Source organism: Plebeiibacterium marinum (assembly GCF_026013615.1).
GTDB lineage: Bacteria > Bacteroidota > Bacteroidia > Bacteroidales > Marinilabiliaceae > Saccharicrinis > Saccharicrinis marinus_A.
In genome coordinates this window covers 66,351-91,073 of record NZ_JAPDPI010000017.1, presented here as the reverse complement: position 1 = coordinate 91,073, position 24,723 = coordinate 66,351, and the positions used below count along the sequence as shown (strand labels likewise).

Below are 24,723 nucleotides of genomic sequence, written 5' to 3'. Positions count from 1 at the left end.
CAGCTCCCTTTGAATATTTTTAATTAGTCTCTGTAGATCCTGAGCTTTCAATTGTTTCTTCAACAGGCAATTCTTCGGTTTTAACTTCTGGATGGTTTTTGCGTTCAACCAGATAGAAAATTAAAGGCACTATCAATAAGGTTAATACTGTTGACGCAATTGTTCCTCCCATTAAAGAAATAGCCAGTCCCTGAAAAATTGGATCGAAAAGAATGACCACCGCACCAATAACCACTGTTCCGGCAGTAAGTAGGATAGGGGTTGTTCTTACAGCTCCGGCTTCAATAACGGCTTCTTTTAGTGAAGCCCCTTCATCGAGCCTGATGTTAACAAAATCGATGAGCAGTATGGAGTTTCTCACCATAATGCCGGCCAGGGCAATCATACCAATCATTGAGGTAGCTGTAAAAAATGCATTTAGCAACCAGTGGCCTAATACAATTCCAACAAGCGATAATGGTATGGCTACCATCATAACAAAAGGAACTTTAAGGTTTTGGAACCAGCCAACAATCAGCATATAAATAATCAACAATACAACCGCAAAAGCTGCTCCTAAATCCCGGAATACCTCGTATGTAATTTGCCATTCACCATCCCATTTTAGTCCAAAATTATTTTCAAGGAACGGCTGTCCGTTATAAAATTCTTCAATTTCATATCCTTTAGGAATTTCAATTTCATCCATTCTGTCTGAGATATCTAAAATAGCATATACAGGACTTTCTAGTTTTCCTGCAACATCGGCAGTTACGTATACCACTTGTTTTTGGTTTTTGCGGAAAATGCTTTTTTGCTTGATGGATTTGGAAATATTTACCAAATCTCCCACAGCAACCATGTTTCCATGAGCCGACATCAGGTTGATTTTCTTTAAATCATCCACAGAAGTCCTGTTTTCCTGTGCCATGCGTAAAGTGATGCCTACCTGGTCGTGGTCGTTTTCGGCATAAAGGTTCGATACGCGGGCACCCCTTAAATTCATGTTTAAAGCATGAACAATTTGTTGGGTGGTTATTCCTGCCAATATGGCTTTTTCCTTATCTACATCAAATTGAAACTCTTCCTGATCATCTTCCATCATCCAATCAATATCTACAACACTTTCGGTAGTGGCAAATAGATTTTTGATTTGAAGGGCAATGTCTTTTTGAGCTTCGTAATTTGGTCCGTATATCTCAGCAACCAATGTTGACATAACCGGAGGCCCCGGAGGTACTTCAACAACTTTTACATTGGCATTAAACTTAGCCCCTATTTTTTGTAATTCCGGGCGAAGTTCTTTGGCAATATCATGGCTTTGTAAATCCCTCTCTTTTTTAGAAACCAAGTTAACCTGTATATCAGCAACGTTTGATCCTCTGCGCATATCATAATGACGTACCAGGCCGTTAAAGTTGATTGGCGCAGATGTGCCTACATAGGTTTGATAGTTGGTTACCAATTCGTGGTTTCGAAGATACGCTGCCAGTTCCTTGGTTACATTGGCAGTTTGTTCAAGAGTGGTGCCTTCGGGCATATCAACAACCACCTGAAATTCGTTTTTATTATCGAATGGTAATATTTTAACGGTAACAACCTTGAATAAAAACAAACTGGCCGAACCAAACAGAAGGACAGTAACTCCAATAATGAATACCCACCGTTTTAGTTTGTCCTCAATCATTGGGCGCATGGTTTTATTATAAAGCTTGTAAATGAGGGTTTTTTCTAAAGAATAGTCTTTTTCATCTTCATTCTCATCATCGTGCTTTAATAGTCTGTAAGCTAACCATGGAGTAATCATCAATGCAACAAACAAAGAAAATATCATGGCAATTGAAGCACCAATTGGCATTGGGCTCATATAGGGCCCCATCATTCCAGATACAAAAATCATAGGCAGCACAGCAGCAATTACAGTAAAAGTTGCCAATATGGTAGGATTACCTACTTCATCAATAGATTTAAGTGCTGCCTGGAAAAATGGTAATTGCTTCATTTTAAAATGTCGGTGCATATTCTCTGCTATAATAATGGAGTCATCCACTACAATACCTGTAACAAAAACCAAAGCAAAAAGCGTAATCCTGTTCAGTGTGTAATCCAGAAAATAATAACTGAACATAGTAAGGGCAAAGGTAATGGGTACAGAAATAAATACAACCAAACCACCTCGCCATCCCATAGCAAGCATTACTACAATTGTAACAGCTATAATTGCTCCAAATAAGTGCATTAACAATTCTGATACTTTTTCAGATGCTGTTTCTCCATAGTTTCTGGTAATCTCCACATGGATATCGGAAGGAATCAGTTCACCTTGTAAAACCTCCACCTTATGCATAATCTGCTCTGCCAGTCTCATGGCATCAGCCCCTCTTCTTTTGGCTACAGATACCGTTACTGCTGCATAATCTCCTGCATATGTTTTTCTTTTTTCGTTGGCATTTCCATAGCCAAATGAAACATAGCTAACCGGTAATTCCGGTCCATCAGATACTTCTGCAATTTGATGAAGATATACGGGAGATTTTCCATATACACCAACAACCAGGTTAGAAACATCTTCTGCAGTTTCCAGAAATTTACCTGTGGTTACAAGGTATTCATTGTTGTTTTGGTTGAAGGCTCCTGATGAAAATTGATTGTTTGATGCCTGGATTTGCTGCGTAACCATCAATGGGTCCATATGGAAAGCAGTCATCTTATTCCTGTCAAGCACCACTCTTATTTCACGGTTTCTCCCTCCAATAATTCGAGTTTCAGAAACCTCGTTTATTTTTTCAATTTCGCTATTTAATTCCTGGGCTACTCTTTTTAGTTGATAGTCAGAATAGGTGTCGCTCCAGAGTGTGAGTCCCAATGCCGGAACATCATCAATTGAACGGGTTTTGACTAGGGGAAGAGATATACCTTGGGGCATTTGGTCCATGTTCTTCATAATTTCATTATAAAGCTTCACCAAACTGCGCTCAATATCTTCGCCAACATAAAACTGCACAATTAACATGGCCATTTCAGGCATTGATTGGGAGTAAACATACTCAACGCCTTTTACATTGGATATTACTTTTTCTAAGGGCTTAACAATTCTTGATTCAACTTCTTTTGGACTGGCTCCAGGGTACTGAAGCATGATGTCGGCAATAGGTACATCAATTTGAGGTTCCTCCTCTCTTGGTGTTAGATAAGAACTGTATAGTCCGATCAGCACAAACGCTACCATTAGTAAGGGCGTAAGTTTTGAATTTATAAATAGACGGGCCAAAGACCCTGCGAATCCTGTTTTCATTGTTAGTTAGTTTATTATGAATAACTAAGTTAATAATTGAAGGGCTGGTTACTTTGCATTTACCAATAAGCCGTCAAATAACCTGACTTCGGTTTTGATAATTAGCTCGTCGCCTTCTGACAGCCCAGAAATAATTTCGGTTTGCCCATTTATTCTTTTTCCGGTTTGAACCCATCTCAGTAAGGCAGTTCCTGTTTGACTAATAGTCCATACTCCAGTTAGTTGACCTTTGTTAACCAGGTGGTTGTTATCAATCAATATTCTGGATTCCGTACCTTTTTTTAATGAGATGTTTGCAAACATGCCGCTTCGGATAGATTCTTTCTGGTTTTCGTTGGGCATCAGTAAAATGCGTGCCTCAAATTGTGATCCTGAGAACCGGCTTGAAGGACTGATATGGGTAACTTTTCCTTTAATCATCTCTGTTGAATTTTTAATATTGACCTCAACAGCATCATCTTTTTCAACCATGTTTACTTCGCTTTCCGGAATTCGGGTAGTCACTTCAAATTTACCGGGAGATTCAATTGCCACTAAGGGCATGCCCGGATTAGCCATATCGCCGGAATCGACAAATTTATCAGTAATGACCCCATTATAAGGAGCTCTGATGTTGGCATATGCTAACATCTCCTCAACCTGTACTTTAGCCTTTTGGGCTGCAGTGTATTGAGCTTTAGTCATTTTGTAATGGGTAGTAATGTCGTCCAGTTCTTTTTGAGTAGCACTCTTACTTTCAAACAGTGACTTAATTCGATTAAGGTCATTTTCTGCATTGGTAAAAGCAGCCTTGGTAGCTAAAATATTAGCCTCGGCCTGGCTTTTTTGAGCATTTATATCATTGCTCCTTAACGAAATCAACAGTTGGCCTTTTTTTACAGCATCACCTTCGTTTACTAAAACCTGGTTAATTTGTCCCATGATTCTAGTGCTCAGCGTTGACTTTTTTAAAGAAGTTACAGTGCCGGAATAGGAGTATGTTTTTTCAACAGTAACAGGAACGATTTTCTGAGAAACTACCGAAGTTCCTTTTTCCTTAACTTGTTCTTCCGCCTTGTTGCCACATCCTTGTACAGCAAAACCAAGGGCAAGTATTATAATAGATAATTTAATTAGTTTCATGATGATATGTTATTTAGAATATTACAAATTAAAGATTTGAGTCAGATGAAAGAAGCTCGTATTTGAAAACGGAAATATTATATTGATATATGGCATTCAGGTGTTTTAAGGCACTTTCGGCATATTTGGCTTCGGCAGCCAATAAATCAGAAGTGCGCTCCATACCTTCCTTGTATCTGTTAGTCCTTATTCTAAGAGATTCCTGTGCCTGCAAAGCAGCAGTTTCATATGTTAACAGGTTGCTTTCATTTACATGGATGTTTCTAATGGCATTTGAAAGCTCCATATTTCCTTTGTCAAGATATTCGTAGTAGCTTGTTTCTGCTAACAAGTATTGGGCTTTTGATTTATTGTAACTTCCAAGGTTTTTGCCTCCGTTAAAAAGTTTCCATTGCATGTTTATGCCAAGCATCCAGCTATTGGCTTCAAACCCACCAATGTTTTCATCGTACATGTTATAATTACCAAAGCCATTTATTCGGGGAACAAACTTCATCAAGTTGCTGTTTTTCATTTTCTCCCGGGCTTCCATACCATACTTCATAGCCATAACATCAGCCCTGTTTTCAACTGTTTTTATTCCAGATGCCTTGTGTACAACTTTTTGAATTTTATCAGCTACTTCAATTGGAGCATATAAATCACGAGCCATCAAGAAATTAAGCATTTCAGAAACCGATTTGATTTGGTTTTGGGCTTCTGCTTTTTGAGCGGCTAGTTCAAGCATCCGTACTTTAACTGATAAAACATCTGCATCCTTTAAATATCCCTGAGCCAGGTTGTCTTCTGCCATTTTTAGATATGAGCTGGCAGCCTTGTGAGCTTTTTCAATTACTTCAAGCCTGTTTTTTGCAAGTTGTAATCCATAATAGGTTTGCTTCACTGCGTACAGTACATGTTTTTTTGTGTACTCACCTTTTAACTCGGTAGCCCTTAATGCGCTGTTTGCTGCACTTTTGCCCATCCAGGCATCAATGTTGATTATGGGTTGTTGTACCGAAACCTGTGTGGTGAATTGATTATTGGTCCCGGGATCGTTTAGCAGAGCCGTGGCAAAGTCGTTTTGTGTTACAACCTGTTGTTGCAATTTGTACATAAATGAATAGAGCGCATCATTAGTTGATGAATAGGTGCTGGATAGTTCCAGTGCAGGTAAAAAAGATGCCATAGCTTGTTGGTTGTCGGCTTTTGCACTTTTAACCTCTGCAATACTTTTAAGAATATCCCTGTTGTTCTTTTCTGCAAGAATCAAAGCTTGTTCCAGTGTAAATACATTGCTGGAATCAATGATCTCGGCATAGGTTGGTTTCAATAGCCCAACGCTAAGCAGTAGAATTGTGGTTAGTAATTTAATTGTATCCATAGTAATTATTAATATTTCTTGTTTTATGGTGTCAAATATAGATTTAATAATCTAAATATCCAAAAAGATAGATATGTGAATATAACATTTGTTTCTCAGAAATGTTTAGCTGGGGATTTATAAGAGTAGTTATTAATGGTTGAATATCATTATCCATGGGCTTGTAGGTGTAATGGATATTAATTTACGGGAAATAGTTAATAAAGTAAATAAGTTACCAAATAAAATTTAGGATGTTATTTTTGAATTTGTGGGTATTATATTCACCTACTCATTCCAAATCGTTATTTTTACACCTGATTTGTAAGAAAAAATTAGATGACAGAATATTTGAAACAAAAATCATATATCAATTGCAACGGAAAGCTATTGGATTTATCCATCCCAAAAGTTATGGGTATTCTTAATGTAACTACCGACTCATTTTTTGATGGCGGAAAGTATAGCGATGAAGAAGCTATAATGAAAAGGGTGGATCAAATGATGCAAGAAGGTGTTGATATTGTCGATATAGGGGCATATTCTTCCAGGCCGGGAGCAGTTCATATTTCAGAGAGCGATGAGTTGAAAAGGCTGGATAATGCCTTGCGCATGATAAGGAAAAAATATCCTGATATTATTATTTCGGTTGATACTTTTAGAGCAGATATAGCACGGTTTGTTGTTGAGCGTCATGGAGTTGATATTGTTAATGATATCTCTGCAGGGGATATGGATGAGGCTATGCTGGAGACCGTTGTGGAATTGAATGTGCCTTACATTATGATGCATATGAAGGGAATACCGCAAAATATGCAGGATAACCCATTGTATGATAATGATATAATTTATGAGTTAATTGATTATTTATCAAAGAAAGTTGAATTCTTAAAACAAAAGGGATTGCATGATATTATTTTAGATCCAGGATTCGGATTTGGAAAAACCGTGGATGATAATTATGAAATTTTGCAGCGTTTAAAAGAACTCAAGGTATTTGAACTTCCGATTTTAGTAGGTGTTTCCCGAAAGTCAATGATTTATAAATTGCTGGGCGGTACACCCCAGGAGGCTTTAAATGGTACATCTGCGTTGAATATGGTATCTTTACAAAATGGAGCTAAAATATTAAGGGTTCATGATGTTAAAGAGGCCAGAGAATGTGTGCAACTTTACACAAAGCTCCAGTCGTTTAAAGTAATGTAGGTTATGACATTTTTAGATATACGTTTTATAGATATTGTTGACATTGTTGTAGTGGCTTATTTAATGCATCGATTATATAAGCTTATCAGGGGAACAGTGGCGCAGAATATCTTTTTTGGGTTATTTGCCTTTGTGGTTTTGTGGCTTTTAATAAGGTCGCTCAATATGGAGTTGTCAGCTACAATCCTGGATAATATTGTAAATGTTGGGGTTATTGCATTGATAGTTGTGTTTCAGCAAGAAATCAGACGTTTTTTTCTGCTGCTTGGAACCAGATATAATTTAGCCAACAGGTTTTCTTTTGAAAAAATATTTTCAACACCCTCCACAGGGGTGATGAATTTTTACAATAAGCCTATTGTTAGAGCGTGTCAAAATCTTTCAAAAACAAAAACAGGAGCTATAATAGTTATATCTCGTAAATCGGAAATGCTTGATTATGTGCAGACGGGAGAATTGGTTAATGGAGTGATATCTTCCCGGCTGTTAGAAAATATATTTTTTAAAAACAGTCCTTTGCATGATGGGGCAGTAATTGTAGCCCAGAATAAAATTAAGGCAGCCGGTTGTATATTGCCGGTTTCTCAGAGTTTTGATTTGCCTAAAAAGTTAGGCCTTCGACATAGGGCTGCGTTAGGGGTTACGGAGTCAACAGATGCTTCGGCTATTGTTGTTTCAGAGGAAACGGGACGTATATCATTTTTTCACGCCGGAGAAATAAATCATGGTGTTAGTCCGGAAGAATTAGAACAATTACTCGAAAAAGAAATTAAATAATGAGACTGTTTTTTATATCCTTTATCATAGTATTAAACCTTTTTGTATGGTTTGTTTTTCCCTGGGTAATTAAAAGGCAAATGCGACTTGATCCAGGCAAGTGGTTTAAAAGAGTATTGCGGATAGTACAAGTTGTTTTTGGTTTGGTTTCAATATATGGGATTTATAAGGTATTGCTGATGTTTGAGTCTTGATGTGTTAATCGTGTAATTCTTTACCTTTTTGTTGTAATTTTATATAATCAGAATAGAGATTGTTATAGTATGAAGATCTGTTTAACAGGAGGAAGTGGTTTTTTAGGAACCAGGTTGTCAGAGTTCTTTTTTGACAATGGATATGTTGTTGAAAACATATCCCGGTCTGATTTAAATAAAGGAGTTGGGGCTATAGCTCAAAAGATCGAAGGTTCTGAAATGTTGGTAAATCTAGCCGGTGCTTCTATCATGAAGAGATGGACGAGCAAATACAAAAAAGAGATATATAATAGTCGCATAAACACAACCAAGCAGTTGGTAGAAGCTTTTGTTCAGGTTAAAAGCAAGCCTAAAATTGTTTTGTCGGCTTCGGCAGTTGGGATTTATGATACTTATGATGTACATGATGAATTTTCAGATCATTATGCTGATGATTTTCTGGCCAGGGTATGCAAGGATTGGGAAGCTGCTATTACGCCCCTGGCAAACGAAAATATCCGTTTTGCTGTAATGCGGCTGGGTGTTGTATTGGATCAGTTTGACGGGGCTCTGTCTAAAATGTTACCTTCTTTTAGGATGGGGGTTGGGGCAACAATTGGAGATGGTTATCAGGCATTTCCCTTTATTCACATTAATGATTTCCTTTCTGCAGTATGGTATGTTTTAAAAAATCCGGAATCAAAGGGGGTATATAACCTTGTAGCTCCAGAACTGGTTTCTAACCGGGAGTTGGCAAAGGGAATTGGTAAGCGCTTAAAACGTCCTGTTTTTTTGCAAATGCCCGAGAGATTGCTTCGTTTGATGTTTGGGGATGGGGCAGATGTGCTCACAAAGGGTCAGAAAGTTGTTCCTCAAAGGTTGTTGGACCTGGGGTATCCTTTTCAGTTTCCAACTTTGGATATGGCATTGGATGACTTGTTGTTGGGTGATTGAAAGTAAATAGTTGGTTAATGCTGTTTGGGCTGACTAATTTTCATTTTCCTTTAGAGAATTTAAAAACAAAAATATAACAGATCCCACCAATATTGTAAATGCAATTCCAATTATTTTCATAGAAAAAGCCCTGTCGTAGTTATCAGATAAAAATCCAACAAAAGGAGCAATGAGGGCAAAGAAAGCACGGATTAAAAGAGACCTGATAGAAAGTACGGTTGCCCTGATGTCACTTGAAGTAATCCTGTTTATATAATCCTTTAAAACCGGGGTTGCAATGCCTCGGCTAAAATAAAAAATACCTAATACAATTAATATCCAGGCAGAGTTTATAAAACCTGCTATAACATAACTTCCGGTAATGATAATTGAGGTGAGCCAGATAGTAAGAGTAGGTTTTAGTTTTGCTTCAATCTTATATGCATAAAGTGTTGTGGTACCAACAATTAAATTTAAAACAGTATGTGTGGCCCCAATAAATGTTGAAGTGAAACCGATATTGTTTAAGTATAATTGATATATCCATGCCATTGTAAGAGTTGCCGTACCCATGATGCTGGAATATATCAGGTTGTATCTTAGTTTTGCATTTTCTACCATGGCGTACCATACAACATGTAGAATATCCTTTATTCCTGGTTTTTTTCTACCTGTTGACAATCCTGGTTCTACTAATAATATAGAGGCTGGTACTGCCATAAAAGCAATTCCTGATTGCAGGATAAATGGCAATCGCATGTGTATTGCCGCAAGGGTACCTCCTAATAATCCAGCTATTGCTTCGGCGTAGTTTCCAACGGTAAAGTTTCTGCCCTCGTATTTTATGTACTCTTTGTCGCGGTCCATACCTTTAAGGGAATCATATAACAAGGCACTGTCAGCTCCGGAAACGAAGCTTTGCCCAATCCCCAGTATTATTTCTGCAATAAGAAAATAGAAGTAACCTGAAGTGGTGGCATAAACAATAAATCCAAGTGTTCCTAGTATTGAACCGGCAATCAGGGTTTTCTTTCGCCCGATAACATCAGCAACATATCCTGAAGGTATTTCGAATATAACAATAGCGATGGAGTAGAAGGCCTTAAGCTGAAAGGACTCCCTGTCGCTAAATCCCATATCTTTATAAAACAACATTAAAATAGGCATGGTTAGCATAAACCACTTTGCTATTTTAATAATATAAAGCTTTGTAATATTTGATTGCAGGCTTTTTGCCATATTCCGAAATAAAAAGACGGCTCTGTTATTTGATTTCTCAATTAACAGAACCGTCTGAAATATTTTTTATCTTCCTGATTATTTGAAGTGGTACAAGAAAACTACATCAGCTTCATAAGCTGGCTTTCTTTCTCCATCAATTTCCAAAACAACACCAATAACGGCTTTTACAGTTCCTCGAAGGTTTTTGGCCTCGTTTACTTTTGCAACCAGGCGAACTTTAGAGTTTACCTTTACCGGCTTGTTGAATTTTAAACTTTCAATACCATAATTAACCTGTAATTTTAGATTTTGAACATCAACAATCTGGCTCCATAAGTGGGGCAATAAAGAAATTGTAAGATATCCATGCGCAATGGTGTCTCCAAAAGGAGATTCTGCTTTTGCTCTTTCCGGATCGGTGTGTATCCATTGGTGATCGATGGTTGCTTCTGCAAATAAATTAATTTGCTCCTGCGTAATAGTATGATATTCTGATTTTCCTAACTCTTGTCCTATTAGTGCTTCTAAATCTTCGAAGCAAGTGATAATTGTTTGACTCATTAGTATTTAGCTTTTAATGAATTAATAAACCGCTGCAAATATAGGTTTTATTGTTAAAAAAATAATATTGGAGGGTATTTTCTTACTATTCTACAGATGGTTCAATAAATACAGGATTTTTCATCAATCGCTCTTCAACAGTTTCAAACCTGACATTCCATTCTTCAGCAGCAAAAACAACTTGTGCTTTTTTTATGCCGTCACCAATCCTATATATAATTGAATGATGAGGGCTGGCCATTACTTCATCTGCCTCATCCACTACAATCAAGTTAATTTTTGTCATGGGAACCCCGTTGATGTTCACCAATTCCTGTAAGCGTTTAGGTGTACATATCAAAACATCAAGGCCGTCATATATTTCATCTTTTTGATACTGTATTATTCCCTGATCAAAAGCTACAAATGTTCTCAAAGAAGTTTGGTTTCCCAAAATTTTAAATTGTTCTTCAAGTTCAAAAGCTTTATCCCGCGTTGAAGTAATTATAATAGCCCTTGGAGCTTCTTCATATTCCCTTTTTAATTTTTGAATAGTGCCAATAATTAAAGCCGTTGTTTTTCCGGAGCCTTTGGGTGAAAGCATAAAAATATCTACTCCGGATTTAATTTTGGGGATAAAAGCGGATTGAATTTCTTTGGGTTCTTTGTCAAAACCTGCATCAATAATTCCGGATGCCAGTTCTGGTATCAGTTTTTTTAATTTCATTTTTTGCAAACTTTGGTGCAAAAATAGTAAAACTGGTTAAGAAAGCTCGCTTAAATGTTTTTTATAAACACTATCAATGATAATATGAAATAAGAGGTACTAGTTTAATTCAGAAATATTATCTTCGTGCATCCAGAGAAAATTTATTAGAGTTAAAATGCGAGTTTGTATTGCCGAGAAACCTAGTGTAGCAGGAGAAATAGCAAAAGTTGTTGGAGCAACTTCCCGAAAAGATGGTTATTATGAAGGAAATAATTTTCAGGTTACATGGACGTTTGGTCATTTATGTACCCTGAAAGAGCCTCATGATTATCTGGGGGAGTGGAAACGATGGAACCTGGGAACTTTGCCAATTATACCCTCACAATTTGGGATAAAACTGATTCAGAATAAGGGTGTTGAAAAGCAATTTGGGATTATTGAAAAACTGGTAAAATCAGCAACGGAAGTAATAAATTGTGGTGATGCCGGCCAGGAAGGAGAAGTGATACAAAGATGGGTGTTACAAAAGGCTGGCTGTAAGGTGCACTTAAAACGGTTGTGGATTTCTTCATTAACGGAAGAGGCCATTCGTGAAGGGTTTGAAAAACTTTATGATAATGCCCGGTTTGATTCCTTATATGCAGCAGGAAGTTCCAGGGCCATAGGGGATTGGCTATTGGGAATTAATGCTACCCGATTATATACTATAAAATATAGTCAACCTGGTACTGTTTTGTCGATAGGCAGGGTGCAAACGCCTACATTGGCATTGATCGTAAACCGCTATCTGGAAATAGAAAACTTTGTTCCCGAACCTTACTGGGAACTGAAAACGGTGTATAAAGACGTAACATTTAACTCCGCTCAAGGTAAATTCTCAAGTAAAGAGGAGGGGAGTTCAGCCCTTGAGAAAATCAAAGATAAACCCTTTGAAGTAACCGATTTTAGTCGGAAACCCGGTAAAGAAGCACCACCGCGCTTGTTTGACTTGACTTCTCTTCAGGTAGAATGTAACAAAAAGTTTGCGCTTTCTGCAGATGAAACTTTAAAAGGTATTCAATCTTTGTATGAAAAGAAATTGACCACATATCCTCGTGTAGATACTACTTATTTAAGTAATGATATTTATCCAAAAATAGGAGGGATCTTAAAAGGCTTAAAACAATACCACGATTTGGTTGAGCCTCTTCTTCAAAGCAAAATACGGAAAAGTAAAAAGGTTTTCGACGATAAAAAGGTTACTGATCACCATGCTATAATTCCAACAGGAGTCACTGCGCCCGAAAGTTTGTCGAGAGATGAGAAGCTTATTTACGATATGGTAACACGGCGCTTTATTGCCAATTTTTATCCCGATTGTGAGATATCAACCACTACCATTTTAGGGAAGGTTGAGGATGTGGATTTTAAAACATCAGGAAAACAGGTTATTAAGGAAAACTGGAGGGTGGTATATAAATCCATGGCCGGTAAAAAAGATGGAGATGATAAAATTTTGCCTGAGTTTGTAAAAGGAGAATCCGGCCCTCATGAACCAGATTTTCAGGAAAAGGAAACTCAACCGCCAAAATATTATACCGAGGCAACTTTGTTAAGGGCAATGGAAACGGCAGGAAAACAGGTGGATGATGATGAGTTGAGGGAGTTAATGAAAGAAAATGGTATTGGGCGTCCATCAACTCGTGCCAATATTATTGAAACGCTTTTTAAAAGAAAATACATATATAAAGTCCGAAAAAATGTACTCCCTACAGCTATGGGGGTTAAATTGATGGAGTTTATTTCAAATGATTTGTTGAAATCGGCAGAATTAACCGGTATCTGGGAGAAAAAACTACGCCAGATTGAAACCGGGGAATATGAGGCCAAAGACTTTATGGCAGAGCTGAAACAGATGGTTTCTGATTTGGTTTTTCAGGTGAAGAATGATTATTCGAAGGGAAAAATAATAATTGAGGAAGTTGAAAAACAGGAAACAAAACCGAAAACTACTACAAAAGAGAAAAAGTCCAAGTCGCTTACATGTCCCCGGTGTGGTAAAGGCGAAATGATGAAAGGAAAGTCGGCCTGGGGATGTTCAGCCTATGCATCGGGCTGTAAAACTTTGATTCCATTTGAGTTTTTAGGTAAAAAGTTGACCGATAAACAGGTAGAAGGGCTTGTGTTAAAAGGGAAAACTCCATTGATAAAAGGGTTTGCATTAAATGGGGGGAAAGCGAATGGGGTAGTGAGCTTTGATGATCATTTTGAGCTTCGCTTAGAAGAAGAAGAGCAGAAAGAGTTGCTTTGTCCAAAGTGTAAAACAGGAAAAATTATTGAAGGCAAATCTGCCTGGGGATGTTCAAACTATGCCAACGGTTGCCGTGTTGTAATTCCTTTCGAGTTTTTGAAAAAGAAACTTTCACAAACACATATGGAAGCCCTTGTTTTTAAAGGGAAAACTGGCAAGTTGAAAGGATTTAGTTTGTCGGAGGATAAAACCAATGTGACGGGGTTTATTGATTGGGATGAAAATTATCAGTTGAGGTTCAATGAATAAGTTTTACGTATTGGTTTCTAAAATTTTCTATCCACATATTTAAATTTTATATTTGCGTTCAGTAAAAAAATATACATGGATTATATTGTATCAGCCCGTAAGTACCGTCCTTCAACGTTTGTTTCAGTTGTAGGACAGCAGAATATTACTACAACATTAAAGAATGCTATAAAAGGGAGCCAGTTGGCTCATGCATACTTGTTTTGCGGACCAAGGGGTGTAGGAAAAACTACCTGTGCCCGTATTTTTGCAAAAACCATCAATTGTTCAAATATTACTGACGATTTTGAAGCCTGTAATGAGTGTGAGTCATGCAAATCCTTCAATGAAAACAGGTCGTACAATATTCACGAACTGGATGGTGCCTCCAATAACTCTGTAGAGGATATCAGAAGTTTGATTGATAAAGTCCGCGTTCCGCCTCAAGTTGGTTCATACAGTGTATATATTATCGATGAGGTTCATATGTTGTCACAGGCTGCTTTTAATGCTTTCCTGAAAACATTGGAAGAACCTCCTAAGCATGCCATTTTTATTCTGGCTACTACAGAAAAGCACAAGATATTGCCTACAATTTTATCCAGGTGTCAAATTTATGATTTCAATAGGATAACTATCGAAGATGGAGTTGGCCATTTGCAATATGTAGCACAAAGTGAAGGTATTTCAGTTGAAGAAGAAGGTTTGACGGTTATTGCTCAAAAAGCTGACGGAGCCATGCGTGATGCCCTGTCTATTTTTGATCAGATTGTAGCCTTTTCAGGAAAGTCAATCAGTTATCAGCAGGTAATCGATAACCTGAATGTTCTTGATTACGACTTTTATTTTAAGTTGGTAGATGCTTTTTTAGCAGAAGATACAACCCAAACTTTATTGATATTTGATGAAATATTAAAAAGGGGGTTCGATGCACATCATTTTATTTCGGGTTTGAGTTCCCATTTAAGGGATTTGTTGGTTTGTAAAGATACGGCAACAGTTCAATTACTTGATGTTGGTGCAAAAGTGAAAGAAAAATATGCAGAGCAGGCTCAAAAGAGTACCATCAACTTTTTGATTGATGCCCTGGAGATTACTAACAGTTGTGATTTGCAATACAGGGTAGCTAAAAACAAAAGGTTGCATGTTGAGTTTGCACTTTTAAAGGTTGCCAGAGTTTTAGAGGAACAAAGAAAAAAGTAAAGAAAAAGGCTGAGTCTGCGAACGGTTCCGGTAAGAATGTGGGGAATGCATCAGCCGGGACTCAGTCTGGTGGTAATAAAGTTACTGCCACATCCGTTACTAAAACAAAACCATATAAGGGAGGGGGAAAAACCGAAGTAAAAAATCCCTTGAAGAGTATTTCCTTAAAAGAGGCGTTGTCCGGCAAATCAGAAGTCTTAAAAGGAGAAAAGACTGAAGAAACCAAGGAGGCAGTTGTTGAAGAAGAAATTGATTTATCCTGGAATGATCCTGTAACACAAGATAAAGTTAAGGATGAATGGTTTAATTATATGCGACAGGTGCAGCAAAGCAATCAGCGACTTGCTAGTATCATGAAAAATCATGTTCCTGAGTTGCAGGAAGGGAAGGTGTTGTATATCAGACTTAAAAATGTAACGCAACAAAAGGAACTCAATGAAGCCCGGACTCAGCTGTTTGGGTATTTAAGGAGGCAGTTGAGGAATGCTCATTTAATGCTTGAAACAGAAGTGGTTCTTGGTGATGATGGTGGGGTGAAAAAAGCCTTTACGGCAGCAGAAAGAGCCAAGCTGATGGCAGAAAAGAACCCATCATTAATGCTTTTGACCAAGAAGTTTGATTTAGATGTAGAGATTTAAAAGAAGCCGGAAGATAGAAGTTTATTGAATAATTAGCTTGCTTATTTCGCTAAAGTGTTTTGTTTTAATATTATACTTTGGCATAACATAAATTTTATATTAAAAGATTGGGTATAATAGTATGCCTGTTTTTATAACATTTTTTGATTATGACAGTAACATCAAAAATTATTTACACTAAAACCGATGAAGCGCCAGCCTTGGCTACGTATTCATTTTTACCAATAGTTAAGGCTTTTACCGAAGCTGCAGATGTGGAGGTTGAACTAAAGGATATTTCTTTGGCAGGAAGGATTATTGCCAATTTTCCTGATAACCTGACAGAAGAGCAAAAGCAGCCTGATGCTTTGGCTCAATTGGGCGAGTTGGCAAAAACTCCAGAGGCCAATATTATTAAACTTCCTAATATTAGTGCTTCAATCCCTCAGTTGATAGCGGCTATTTCAGAGTTGAAAGAGCATGGATATGACGTGCCTGAGTTTCCGATGGATCCCAAAACAGAGGGCGAAAAGGAGATTAAAGCAAGGTATGCAAAAGTTTTAGGTAGTGCAGTAAATCCCGTTCTTCGTGAAGGAAACTCAGATAGAAGGGTTGCAGGAGCTGTAAAAGAGTATGCAAAGAATAACCCGCACTCAATGGGGGCATGGAGCAAAGACTCTAAATCTCATGTGGCACATATGGAAGATGGAGACTTTTATTCAAGTGAAAAGTCGTATGTTTCACCATGTGATGATGTTGTGAAAATTGAGCTTCATCAAAATGATGGAACGGTAAAAGTGTTGAAGGAAAAAACAGTATTGCAGACAGGAGAGGTTATTGATGGTTCTTTAATGAGCAAAAGGGCCCTGTGTGCTTTTTACGAAAAAGAGATTGCAGCTGCAAAAGAACAGGATGTGTTGTTGTCACTTCACCTGAAGGCAACTATGATGAAGGTTTCGGATCCTATTATGTTTGGTCATGCTGTTAAAGTGTATTATAAAGATGTTTTTGAAAAATATGCAACGGAGTTTGCTGAGTTAGGCGTAAATCCGAACAATGGACTTGGTGATGTGTATTCGAAAATTACAGCTTTGCCAGAAGATAAAAAGGCAGAAATAGAAGCCGCTATCCGGGAAGTGTATAAAACGCATCCCGAAATGGCTATGGTAAATTCTGATAAGGGAATTACCAACCTTCATGTTCCCAGTGACATTATCATTGATGCTTCAATGCCCGCAGCTTTGCGTACATCAGGGCAGATGTGGGGACCGGATGGAAACCTGAAAGACATGAAGGCTATGATTCCGGATAGATGTTATGCTGGAATTTACCAGGAAGTAATTTCATTCTGTAAAGAAAACGGAGCCTTTGATGTAACCACCATGGGTAATGTGGCAAATGTTGGGTTGATGGCTCAAAAAGCAGAAGAGTATGGTTCTCATGATAAAACATTTGAGATTCCGGCAGCAGGTACAGTAAAAGTTGTTACTACAGAAGGTAAAGTTGCGTTTGAACATGATGTAGAAGAAGGTGATATATGGAGAATGTGTCAGGCAAAGGATCTTCCTATTAAAGATTGGGTGAAATTAGCGGTAAACAGGGCAAAAGCAACTGGTAATCCGGCCATTTTTTGGTTAGATGAAAACAGGGCGCATGATGCCAATCTGATAGAGAAAGTAAATCAATATCTTAAAGATCATGATTTAACAGGTTTAGAAGTTCAGATTATGAAACCTGTTGATGCAATGAAATATACTTTAAAGAGGGTTAAAGAAGGAAAGGATACAATTTCGGTAACAGGAAATGTATTGAGAGATTATCTTACTGATTTATTCCCGATTCTGGAGCTTGGAACCAGTGCAAAAATGTTGTCGATTGTGCCATTGTTAGCTGGAGGAGGTTTGTACGAAACAGGAGCAGGTGGATCTGCACCTAAACATGTTCAGCAGTTTTTAGGTGAAGGACATTTACGTTGGGATTCATTGGGAGAGTTTTTAGCGTTGGCAGTATCTCTTGAAGATATTGGTGTAAAAACAGGAAACAACAAAGCTTTGGTATTAGCAAAAGCTTTAAATGAAGCCAATAGCGAATTCTTAAAGAATGATAAGTCGCCATCACGTAAGGTGAATGAGATGGATAACAGAGGTAGTCATTTTTACCTGACCTTGTATTGGGCAAAAGCGATGGCTGCTCAAAATGAAGATGCAGAGCTAAAAGCAAGGTTTGCAAAATTAGCTGGTGTTTTAGAAAATAATGAAACAGCTATTTTAGATGACTTGATTAAATGTCAGGGTACGGAATTAAATATTGGAGGTTACTTTCAGCCTAATGACAAATTAGCGTCAGAAGCTATGCGTCCTAGTAAAATATTTAATGAAGCAGTAGCAGCTTTGTAATTAAAAGAGATATAATGTATTAAGCCGGAATTGTTATGCGATTCCGGCTTTTTTTATTATGATACATGTATCAATAACCAATAATCAATAATCAATAATCAATAATCAGTGTCCAATAACCAAAGACCAATAACCAATGTCCAATGTCTAATGTCCAATAACTAATAACTAATAACCAATAACTAATAACCAATGTCTAATGTCCAATAATCTATTCTTTATCAACAATAATCTGTTGCCTTAATCTATTTGGTAATAAGCTTAAAGGAGTGTTTTTTCGCGATTTGCCTGATTTTTTGCGCAGGACAATCATGAACCAACTTAACGAAACCAATCCTTTAACCACACTTGAAAGGCTGATAGCCCACCATATACCAAACATTCCTAACACCTTTTCAAACGATAAAACATAGGCAGCAGGCACTCTTGCTCCTGTAAAAATAATTCCGATGATAGATGGGGGAATTGTCCGTCCAATGCCATTAAAAGCTCCCCTGGTAATAATTTCCATAATCATGAAAACTTGTGAAACAGCCAGGATCTTCAAATAGGTAATTCCCATGTTTAAAGGTTCGGCTTCTTTAAGGAATAAAGAGAAAATCTGTTTGCCAAACACAAAGAATGATACGGTGACCAGGGTGCCCATAAAAACACCTATACCCAGGGTGGTGAAATAGCCCTTTCGGATTCTTTCCCAATTTTTAGCCCCGAAGTTTTGTCCGGTAAAAGCTCCTAAGGCAGTGGCAAAACCTGAAGAGGTCATCCATGATAGTGCTTCTATTTGCGCACCAACGCTTTGAACGGCAATAGGCATGTCTCCCCACTTGGTTATCATTCTTGCCAAAATTAATGCAAAAACAGCAAAAAGACTGCTTTCCATGGCTACAGGTGAACCTAGTTTAAATAAGTTTCTGGATATTTCTTTGCATAATTTAAACTGTCGGAGCTCGGGGTTTATGATTTCTTTTTTAATTACAAAGCGGATGATGAAAATGATAAAAACAACAAACTGAGCAATCACTGTTGCTATAGCAGCGCCATTTGTACCCAGTTCGGGGAAAATTGTGATTCCAAAAATCAGTAAAGGATCTAACACCATATTTAATCCTAAACCAACCAATAGATAATAAAATGGGAGTTTGCTGTTGCCTACACCATTATATATTCCCTGAAAAGTAGGGTTCATAAACATAAAAATAAAACCTACTGATACAATTCTTAGATAACCAATAGCCCCATCTTCAACAGTGCCTTTTGAAAGATTAAATACTCCCATTAACTGTGGGGCGAAAGCTAAAACAATAACAGATATAAAAATAGATAATATCAGTGCCCAAAATAAAGAGTGCCTGGCATATCTGGCAGCTTCTTCCGGGTCTTTTTTACCCAGTGATTGGGAGACTCCTATTTCAGCTCCGATCCGGGTAATTAATAGCACAGACATTCCCAGCCAGATATAAAATCCAGCAGAACCTACAGAGGCAACGGCTTCACTTCCTAACCGGCCAAGCCAGATCATATCGGTTAAATTATATGCCATCTGCATGAGTGATGTACCAATAATTGGAATAGCAAGCTTAACCAATTGCTTGAAAATGGGGCCCGTTGTTAAATCATTTGTCTTTTGCATACCGGCAGCGAATGTAAGTAAATTTTATCATGTAAATAAGATGCCAGCGGCATTCAACGTTTATAGAATGTGTCTGCGAAATGAGAATCGATTTCAGCGAGGTTGTATGTTTATAGAAAAAAAGGTTTGCGCTACGGGAATCGACCCCAGTGGGGTCGTACGTTTTATTCATTACGAAATGTGAATCGACTTTGTTTTGGTATTACTCTTTAAGTCTATTCTCAATATTCATTTTCTGATGCAATATTCTTACTACTTCAATTATATGATTTTCTGATTGTTTTAAAAATATTAAATGTGATTTAACTTTGGTTAATCTGTATCCTGATCGGATATAATCAACTTTTCGGGCTAAATCAAAATTTTCTACTATTCTATCTCCCTAATAATAAGATTATGATACCTGTCAGCTTGTTTATTTGACCAATTTTTATACGAGTAAAGCCAAATATTTTCCAAATCGGTTATGGCTTTCTCGCTTATCCGGTACTTGTTTTTCATAGATATTTACGGTGTAAATCCGAAAGGTGTTTTTCTGCATCAAAATCATCAATCATTTTACTGTTTTCTCCTTCAGTTAAAGCATTTCGTAATTCTTTTAATTTGGTTTCTTCTGATTCTAATAATCTTAATGCTGAGCGAATTACTTCACTTGCAGAACTATATTTTCCGGATGAAATAGATGCGTTGATGAAATTTTCGAAGTGAGAACCTAAAGATATAGACGTATTTTTACCCATTTTCACAATAATTTTTATTCAAAATTACCAAAAGCTGGTAACAATAGCAAAGATAATATGGTATTGAACGTTTAATAGTATATGGTTTTACCTCATGTAAATAAGATGCCAGCGGCATCTAATGTTTATAGAAAATGTATTTCAGGTTTTGTATCGACCATAGAATGGTCGTACGTTTATAGAAAAAGGTTTGCGTAACGGGAATCGACCCCAGCGGGGTCGTACTTTAAAACAAATGACCTGACCTATGTTTTTCGTTGTTAGTTTTTGTTAACAACCTCTTGAAAAAAAACTACATTTCAAATTACGTATATTGGTCGGTTTATTGTATTTTTGCGGCTTAATTGATTAATACTCATAAACCGTAAATTCATGGTCCTTTTCTTTAAAGGTAAATCAGAACAGATTTTAGCAGTAGGGTGTGATGTTGACTTCACAGCTGAAGATGTAAAAAAACTCGAATGGCTATTTAGTGGTGCCACCAAGACCGACGAACAGGAATTAGGTGGCTTTTTTGTTGGTCCTCGTAAAGAGATGATCACTCCTTGGAGTACTAATGCCGTAGAGATAACACAAAACATGGGCTTATCTGGAATTTCTCGTATTGAGGAGTTTTATGGTGTTGCAAATGAAAACGCTGAGTACGACCCAATGTTACAGGTGTTGTATAAAGGCTTGGGGCAAGACATTTTTACTATTGACAAAGAGCCGGATCCAATTGTTGAAATAGAGGATATTGCCGCTTATAACCAGTCAGAAGGATTGGCATTGAGCGAAGATGAGGTGGCATATCTGGAAGGACTTGCGGTTAAGTTAGGTAGAAAGTTAACAGATAGCGAAGTGTTTGGATTTTCTCAGGTAAATTCAGAACACTGTCGTCATAAAATATTTAATGGTACGTTTATTATTGATGGCGAAGAAAAAGAGAGCTCTTTGTTTAAGTTGATTAAGCGTACATCTCAGGAAAATCCTAATTTTTTGGTGTCTGCATACAAAGATAATGTAGCTTTTGTTGAAGGACCTAAAGCTATGCAGTTTGCTCCAAAAACTCAGGATAAGCCAGATTTCTTTGAAACAAAAGAGATTGATACAGTACTTTCGTTAAAAGCAGAAACACATAACTTTCCAACTACAGTTGAACCATTTAATGGTGCAGCAACCGGATCAGGAGGTGAAATTCGTGACCGTCTTGGTGGAGGTAAAGCATCTTTGCCATTGGCTGGTACTGCAGTATACATGACATCATACTCTCGTTCTGAGGAAGGAAGAGCATGGGAAGAAGCTACAGAAGCCCGTCCATGGTTATACCAAACACCAGAGCAAATTTTGATCAAAGCATCAAACGGAGCCAGTGATTTTGGTAATAAATTTGGTCAGCCAATGATTTGTGGTTCGGTACTTACTTTTGAGCACTTCGAAAACCACAAAAAGTTTGCTTTTGATAAAGTAATTATGATGGCTGGAGGTATTGGTTTTGCTAAAAAATCTGATGCCATAAAAGATACTCCTAAAAAAGGCGACAAAGTTGTTATCCTTGGTGGTGATAACTATCGTATTGGTATGGGAGGGGGAGCTGTTTCTTCTGTGGCAACAGGAGAATTTGATAACTCTATCGAGTTAAATGCGGTTCAGCGTTCAAACCCTGAAATGCAGAAGCGTGCCATGAATGCTATTCGTGCTATGGCAGAGGGTGAGGATAACCCAATTGTGTTGATTCACGATCATGGTGCTGGTGGTCACTTAAACTGTCTGTCTGAGCTGGTTGAGGAAACAGGGGGTACCATTCATTTAGATAAATTACCAGTTGGAGATCCAACTTTATCAGCAAAAGAGATTGCAGGTAATGAGTCTCAGGAAAGAATGGGATTGGTACTTCACGAAAAAGATATTGAAAGATTAAAAAGAGTAGCCGACCGTGAGCGTTCTCCAATGTATGTTGTTGGAGAAACTACTGGCGATATGAGTTTTGTGTTTAAGGATGACAAAGGAAATGCTCCTATAAACTGGCAGTTGGCTGATATGTTTGGTAATCCTCCAAAAACCATCATGAACGATAAAACTGTAGATGAAACATATGCTGCAGTTAGTTATGATGCTTCAAAAATTGAGGAGTATCTTAAAAATGTTTTACAATTAGAGGCTGTAGCTTGTAAAGATTGGCTAACCAATAAGGTTGACCGTTCGGTAACCGGAAAGGTGGCCAAGCAACAATGTGCAGGAGAGATTCAGGTGCCATTGAATAACCTTGGAGCTACTGCGATTGATTATAAAGGGACTGCAGGTTTAGCTACTTCAGTTGGTCATGCACCGGCTGTTGCCATGATTGACCCTGCAGCAGGTTCTAAAATTGCAATTGCCGAATCGCTGACAAACCTTGTTTGGGCTCCAATGACCCATGGAATTAAAGGTATTTCTTTAAGTGCCAACTGGATGTGGCCTTGTAAAAATGCCGGTGAAGATGCCAGGTTGTATAAGGCTGTTGAAGCGGTAAGTGATTTTGCTACAGATTTGGGAATTAATATCCCAACCGGTAAGGACTCACTTTCAATGACTCAGAAATATAAGGATGGGGATGTTGTTTATTCTCCGGGAACGGTTATTATTTCTGCAGCAGGAGAGGTTAATGATGTAAAAAATATTGTAGAGCCGGTATTGGTTAAAGACACAGATACATCTTTATTATATATTGATTTATCATTTGATAGTCATAAACTGGGAGGAAGTTCTTTTGCTCAAGTAGTAAATAAACTTGGGACAGAGGCGCCAACAATTGCAGATACTGAATACTTTAAAAATGGTTTCGAAACAATCCAATCTTTAATTAATGAAGGTTTAATTCTTGCAGGACATGATATTTCGGCTGGAGGTATGGTTACAGCCTTGTTAGAGATGTGTTTTGCTAATAATAATTATGGTATCAAAGCTGATTTATCTGCTATTGCAGAAGATGATTTAGTGAAGATATTATTTGCGGAAAACCCCGGCGTATTAATTCAGGTTAAGGATGTTGCAAAAGTAACAGCAGTTCTTGAAGAAAAAGAAATGGGCTATCAGGTTATTGGATCTCCTGTTGAAGCAAGAACATTAACAATAACAAAGGGTAGTAGCGAGTTGAGTTTTGATATCAACGAGATGAGAGATCTTTGGTACAAGACTTCATATTTATTAGATAGAAAGCAGAGTACTGCAGAATTAGCTAAAGAGCGTTTCGATAATTATAAAAATCAGCCATTACAATTTAATTTTAATAATAGTTTTAATGGTAAGTTAGCTGATTATGGATTACAGTTGGAAAACAAAGGAGCATCTGGTGTAAAAGCAGCCATTATCCGTGAAAAGGGAGTAAATGGTGATCGTGAGATGGCTTACTCTATGTATCTGGCTGGTTTCGATGTGAAGGATGTTCACATGACTGATTTAATTACGGGTAGAGAAACTCTTGAAGATGTAAACCTGATTGTTTTTGTAGGTGGATTCTCAAACTCTGATGTTCTTGGATCAGCAAAAGGTTGGGCAGGAGCTTTCCTTTATAATGAAAAAGCAAAAGCAGCCTTGGATGCCTTCTATCAAAGAGAAGATACTTTGAGTTTAGGTGTTTGTAATGGTTGTCAGTTAATGGTGGAACTTGGTTTGGTTTATCCGGATCATGAAGAAAAGCCAGTTATGCTTCATAATAAGTCACACAAGTTTGAATCAAACTTTGTAAACATGAGCATACCTCAAAATAATTCTGTAATGTTAAGTTCGTTAGCAGATACCAGATTGGGAGTATGGATTGCTCACGGAGAAGGAAAATTCAGTATGCCATATGCAGAGGATAAATACAACATTGTTGGAAAATACTCTTACGATGCATATCCTGGAAATCCTAATGGTTCAGACTTTAGTACAGCTGCAATTTGTTCTAATGATGGTCGTCATTTAGCAATGATGCCTCACCTTGAAAGAGCAATTTTCCCATGGCAATGGGCGCATTATCCAGCAGATCGTAAGGGAGATGAAGTTACTCCTTGGGTTGAAGCTTTTGTTAATGCCCGTAAGTGGGTTGAGAGTAGATAGTTGAAAGTTTATAAAGTAAAAAGTTTATAAAGTAAAGCCGGATCGAAAGATTCGGCTTTTGTTTTGCGTAAAATCATGGTGCTTCATGGAAATGTTATGTGTTTTGTACGACCTCGCTGAGGTCAATTCCCGTTTGCTATACTATTTGCTATAAACGTACGACCTTTTCAAGGTCGGTTTTATATTATTTAAAATGTGCTAATAGAAAATAAAATGAGGTGTTGAAGATTAATTCACTTACTGAGGTTACGATGATATAAAAA

The 24,723-nt window shown here is 37.5% G+C and carries 17 protein-coding genes; 8 read left to right on the top strand and 9 right to left on the bottom strand.

Annotated features, from left to right (window positions below):
* Window positions 1–19 precede the first annotated feature (19 nt).
* The 3 genes from OM074_RS09900 to OM074_RS09890 are packed head-to-tail and all read right to left on the bottom strand — an operon-like array spanning window position 20 to window position 5,759.
* Entirely contained in the window at window positions 20–3,274 is a 3,255-nt protein-coding gene (locus tag OM074_RS09900; protein ID WP_301199314.1) for an efflux RND transporter permease subunit, read from the bottom strand.
* A gap of 48 nt (window positions 3,275–3,322) precedes the next feature.
* The gene (locus OM074_RS09895) at window positions 3,323–4,396 is read right to left on the bottom strand and encodes an efflux RND transporter periplasmic adaptor subunit (RefSeq protein ID WP_301199313.1); all 1,074 of its coding nucleotides are present in this window, start codon (window positions 4,394–4,396) and stop codon (window positions 3,323–3,325) included.
* Between the two features lie 28 nt (window positions 4,397–4,424).
* Window positions 4,425–5,759 carry a TolC family protein gene (locus OM074_RS09890; RefSeq protein ID WP_301199312.1) on the bottom strand — a complete coding sequence of 445 codons (1,335 nt, stop codon included), beginning with the start codon at window positions 5,757–5,759 and terminating at the stop codon, window positions 4,425–4,427.
* Window positions 5,760–6,077: 318 nt separating this feature from the next.
* Here OM074_RS09890 and folP point away from each other — a divergent pair, with 318 nt between their 5' ends.
* The 3 genes from folP to OM074_RS09875 all read left to right on the top strand — a co-directional run bounded on the left by folP (window position 6,078) and on the right by OM074_RS09875 (window position 8,848).
* Window positions 6,078–6,944, top strand: coding sequence for a dihydropteroate synthase (folP, locus tag OM074_RS09885; protein ID WP_301199311.1), 867 nt, complete (start codon window positions 6,078–6,080; stop codon window positions 6,942–6,944).
* A gap of 3 nt (window positions 6,945–6,947) precedes the next feature.
* Complete coding sequence (gene cdaA / locus OM074_RS09880) at window positions 6,948–7,721, top strand: diadenylate cyclase CdaA (RefSeq protein ID WP_301199310.1); 774 nt, start codon at window positions 6,948–6,950, stop codon at window positions 7,719–7,721.
* Between the two features lie 263 nt (window positions 7,722–7,984).
* On the top strand, window positions 7,985–8,848 hold the full coding sequence (locus OM074_RS09875) for a TIGR01777 family oxidoreductase (protein ID WP_301199309.1): 864 nt from the start codon (window positions 7,985–7,987) through the stop codon (window positions 8,846–8,848).
* Between the two features lie 33 nt (window positions 8,849–8,881).
* Here the strand turns inward: OM074_RS09875 and OM074_RS09870 are convergent, their stop codons facing one another.
* The 3 genes from OM074_RS09870 to OM074_RS09860 form a co-directional block, all read right to left on the bottom strand.
* The gene (locus OM074_RS09870) at window positions 8,882–10,066 is read right to left on the bottom strand and encodes an MFS transporter (protein ID WP_301199308.1); all 1,185 of its coding nucleotides are present in this window, start codon (window positions 10,064–10,066) and stop codon (window positions 8,882–8,884) included.
* 78 nt (window positions 10,067–10,144) lie between these two features.
* Window positions 10,145–10,609, bottom strand: a complete 465-nt coding sequence (locus tag OM074_RS09865; protein WP_301199307.1) for a MaoC family dehydratase — start codon at window positions 10,607–10,609, stop codon at window positions 10,145–10,147.
* Between the two features lie 85 nt (window positions 10,610–10,694).
* Window positions 10,695–11,315 carry a DEAD/DEAH box helicase gene (locus OM074_RS09860; RefSeq protein ID WP_301199306.1) on the bottom strand — a complete coding sequence of 207 codons (621 nt, stop codon included), beginning with the start codon at window positions 11,313–11,315 and terminating at the stop codon, window positions 10,695–10,697.
* A 157-nt stretch (window positions 11,316–11,472) separates the two neighbouring features.
* On the opposite strand from OM074_RS09860, the gene OM074_RS09855 reads away from it, so the two are divergent.
* From OM074_RS09855 to OM074_RS09840, 4 genes are all read left to right on the top strand, one after another.
* Window positions 11,473–13,836, top strand: coding sequence for a type IA DNA topoisomerase (locus OM074_RS09855; protein WP_301199305.1), 2,364 nt, complete (start codon window positions 11,473–11,475; stop codon window positions 13,834–13,836).
* A 75-nt stretch (window positions 13,837–13,911) separates the two neighbouring features.
* Window positions 13,912–15,018 (top strand): DNA polymerase III subunit gamma/tau, encoded by a 1,107-nt coding sequence (locus OM074_RS09850; protein WP_301199304.1) that lies wholly within the window; start codon window positions 13,912–13,914, stop codon window positions 15,016–15,018.
* A 38-nt stretch (window positions 15,019–15,056) separates the two neighbouring features.
* Complete coding sequence (locus tag OM074_RS09845) at window positions 15,057–15,656, top strand: DUF8439 domain-containing protein (RefSeq protein ID WP_301199303.1); 600 nt, start codon at window positions 15,057–15,059, stop codon at window positions 15,654–15,656.
* A gap of 149 nt (window positions 15,657–15,805) precedes the next feature.
* Window positions 15,806–18,031, top strand: a complete 2,226-nt coding sequence (locus tag OM074_RS09840) for an NADP-dependent isocitrate dehydrogenase (protein WP_301199302.1) — start codon at window positions 15,806–15,808, stop codon at window positions 18,029–18,031.
* Between the two features lie 211 nt (window positions 18,032–18,242).
* Here the strand turns inward: OM074_RS09840 and OM074_RS09835 are convergent, their stop codons facing one another.
* The 3 genes from OM074_RS09835 to OM074_RS09830 all read right to left on the bottom strand — a co-directional run bounded on the left by OM074_RS09835 (window position 18,243) and on the right by OM074_RS09830 (window position 20,401).
* Complete coding sequence (locus tag OM074_RS09835; RefSeq protein WP_301199301.1) at window positions 18,243–19,661, bottom strand: MATE family efflux transporter; 1,419 nt, start codon at window positions 19,659–19,661, stop codon at window positions 18,243–18,245.
* Between the two features lie 202 nt (window positions 19,662–19,863).
* Complete coding sequence (locus OM074_RS21480) at window positions 19,864–20,034, bottom strand: type II toxin-antitoxin system RelE/ParE family toxin (protein ID WP_363320265.1); 171 nt, start codon at window positions 20,032–20,034, stop codon at window positions 19,864–19,866.
* Between the two features lie 124 nt (window positions 20,035–20,158).
* Window positions 20,159–20,401 carry a type II toxin-antitoxin system ParD family antitoxin gene (locus OM074_RS09830; protein ID WP_301199300.1) on the bottom strand — a complete coding sequence of 81 codons (243 nt, stop codon included), beginning with the start codon at window positions 20,399–20,401 and terminating at the stop codon, window positions 20,159–20,161.
* A gap of 372 nt (window positions 20,402–20,773) precedes the next feature.
* Here OM074_RS09830 and purL point away from each other — a divergent pair, with 372 nt between their 5' ends.
* Window positions 20,774–24,460, top strand: a complete 3,687-nt coding sequence (gene purL / locus OM074_RS09825) for a phosphoribosylformylglycinamidine synthase (RefSeq protein WP_301199299.1) — start codon at window positions 20,774–20,776, stop codon at window positions 24,458–24,460.
* Window positions 24,461–24,723: the final 263 nt, after the last annotated feature.

What these genes read in the sequence shown, in the direction of transcription:
- OM074_RS09870 (WP_301199308.1), bottom strand. Translation starts at nt 10,066, where the DNA reads ATGGCAAAAAGCCTGCAATCAAATATTACAAAGCTTTATATTATTAAA.
- OM074_RS09890 (WP_301199312.1), bottom strand. Translation starts at nt 5,759, where the DNA reads ATGGATACAATTAAATTACTAACCACAATTCTACTGCTTAGCGTTGGG.
- cdaA (WP_301199310.1), top strand. Translation starts at nt 6,948, where the DNA reads ATGACATTTTTAGATATACGTTTTATAGATATTGTTGACATTGTTGTA.
- purL (WP_301199299.1), top strand. Translation starts at nt 20,774, where the DNA reads ATGGTCCTTTTCTTTAAAGGTAAATCAGAACAGATTTTAGCAGTAGGG.
- OM074_RS09865 (WP_301199307.1), bottom strand. Translation starts at nt 10,609, where the DNA reads ATGAGTCAAACAATTATCACTTGCTTCGAAGATTTAGAAGCACTAATA.
- OM074_RS09900 (WP_301199314.1), bottom strand. Translation starts at nt 3,274, where the DNA reads ATGAAAACAGGATTCGCAGGGTCTTTGGCCCGTCTATTTATAAATTCA.
- OM074_RS09850 (WP_301199304.1), top strand. Translation starts at nt 13,912, where the DNA reads ATGGATTATATTGTATCAGCCCGTAAGTACCGTCCTTCAACGTTTGTT.
- OM074_RS09830 (WP_301199300.1), bottom strand. Translation starts at nt 20,401, where the DNA reads ATGGGTAAAAATACGTCTATATCTTTAGGTTCTCACTTCGAAAATTTC.
- OM074_RS09875 (WP_301199309.1), top strand. Translation starts at nt 7,985, where the DNA reads ATGAAGATCTGTTTAACAGGAGGAAGTGGTTTTTTAGGAACCAGGTTG.
- OM074_RS09835 (WP_301199301.1), bottom strand. Translation starts at nt 19,661, where the DNA reads ATGCAAAAGACAAATGATTTAACAACGGGCCCCATTTTCAAGCAATTG.
- OM074_RS09840 (WP_301199302.1), top strand. Translation starts at nt 15,806, where the DNA reads ATGACAGTAACATCAAAAATTATTTACACTAAAACCGATGAAGCGCCA.
- folP (WP_301199311.1), top strand. Translation starts at nt 6,078, where the DNA reads ATGACAGAATATTTGAAACAAAAATCATATATCAATTGCAACGGAAAG.
- OM074_RS09895 (WP_301199313.1), bottom strand. Translation starts at nt 4,396, where the DNA reads ATGAAACTAATTAAATTATCTATTATAATACTTGCCCTTGGTTTTGCT.
- OM074_RS09855 (WP_301199305.1), top strand. Translation starts at nt 11,473, where the DNA reads ATGCGAGTTTGTATTGCCGAGAAACCTAGTGTAGCAGGAGAAATAGCA.
- OM074_RS09860 (WP_301199306.1), bottom strand. Translation starts at nt 11,315, where the DNA reads ATGAAATTAAAAAAACTGATACCAGAACTGGCATCCGGAATTATTGAT.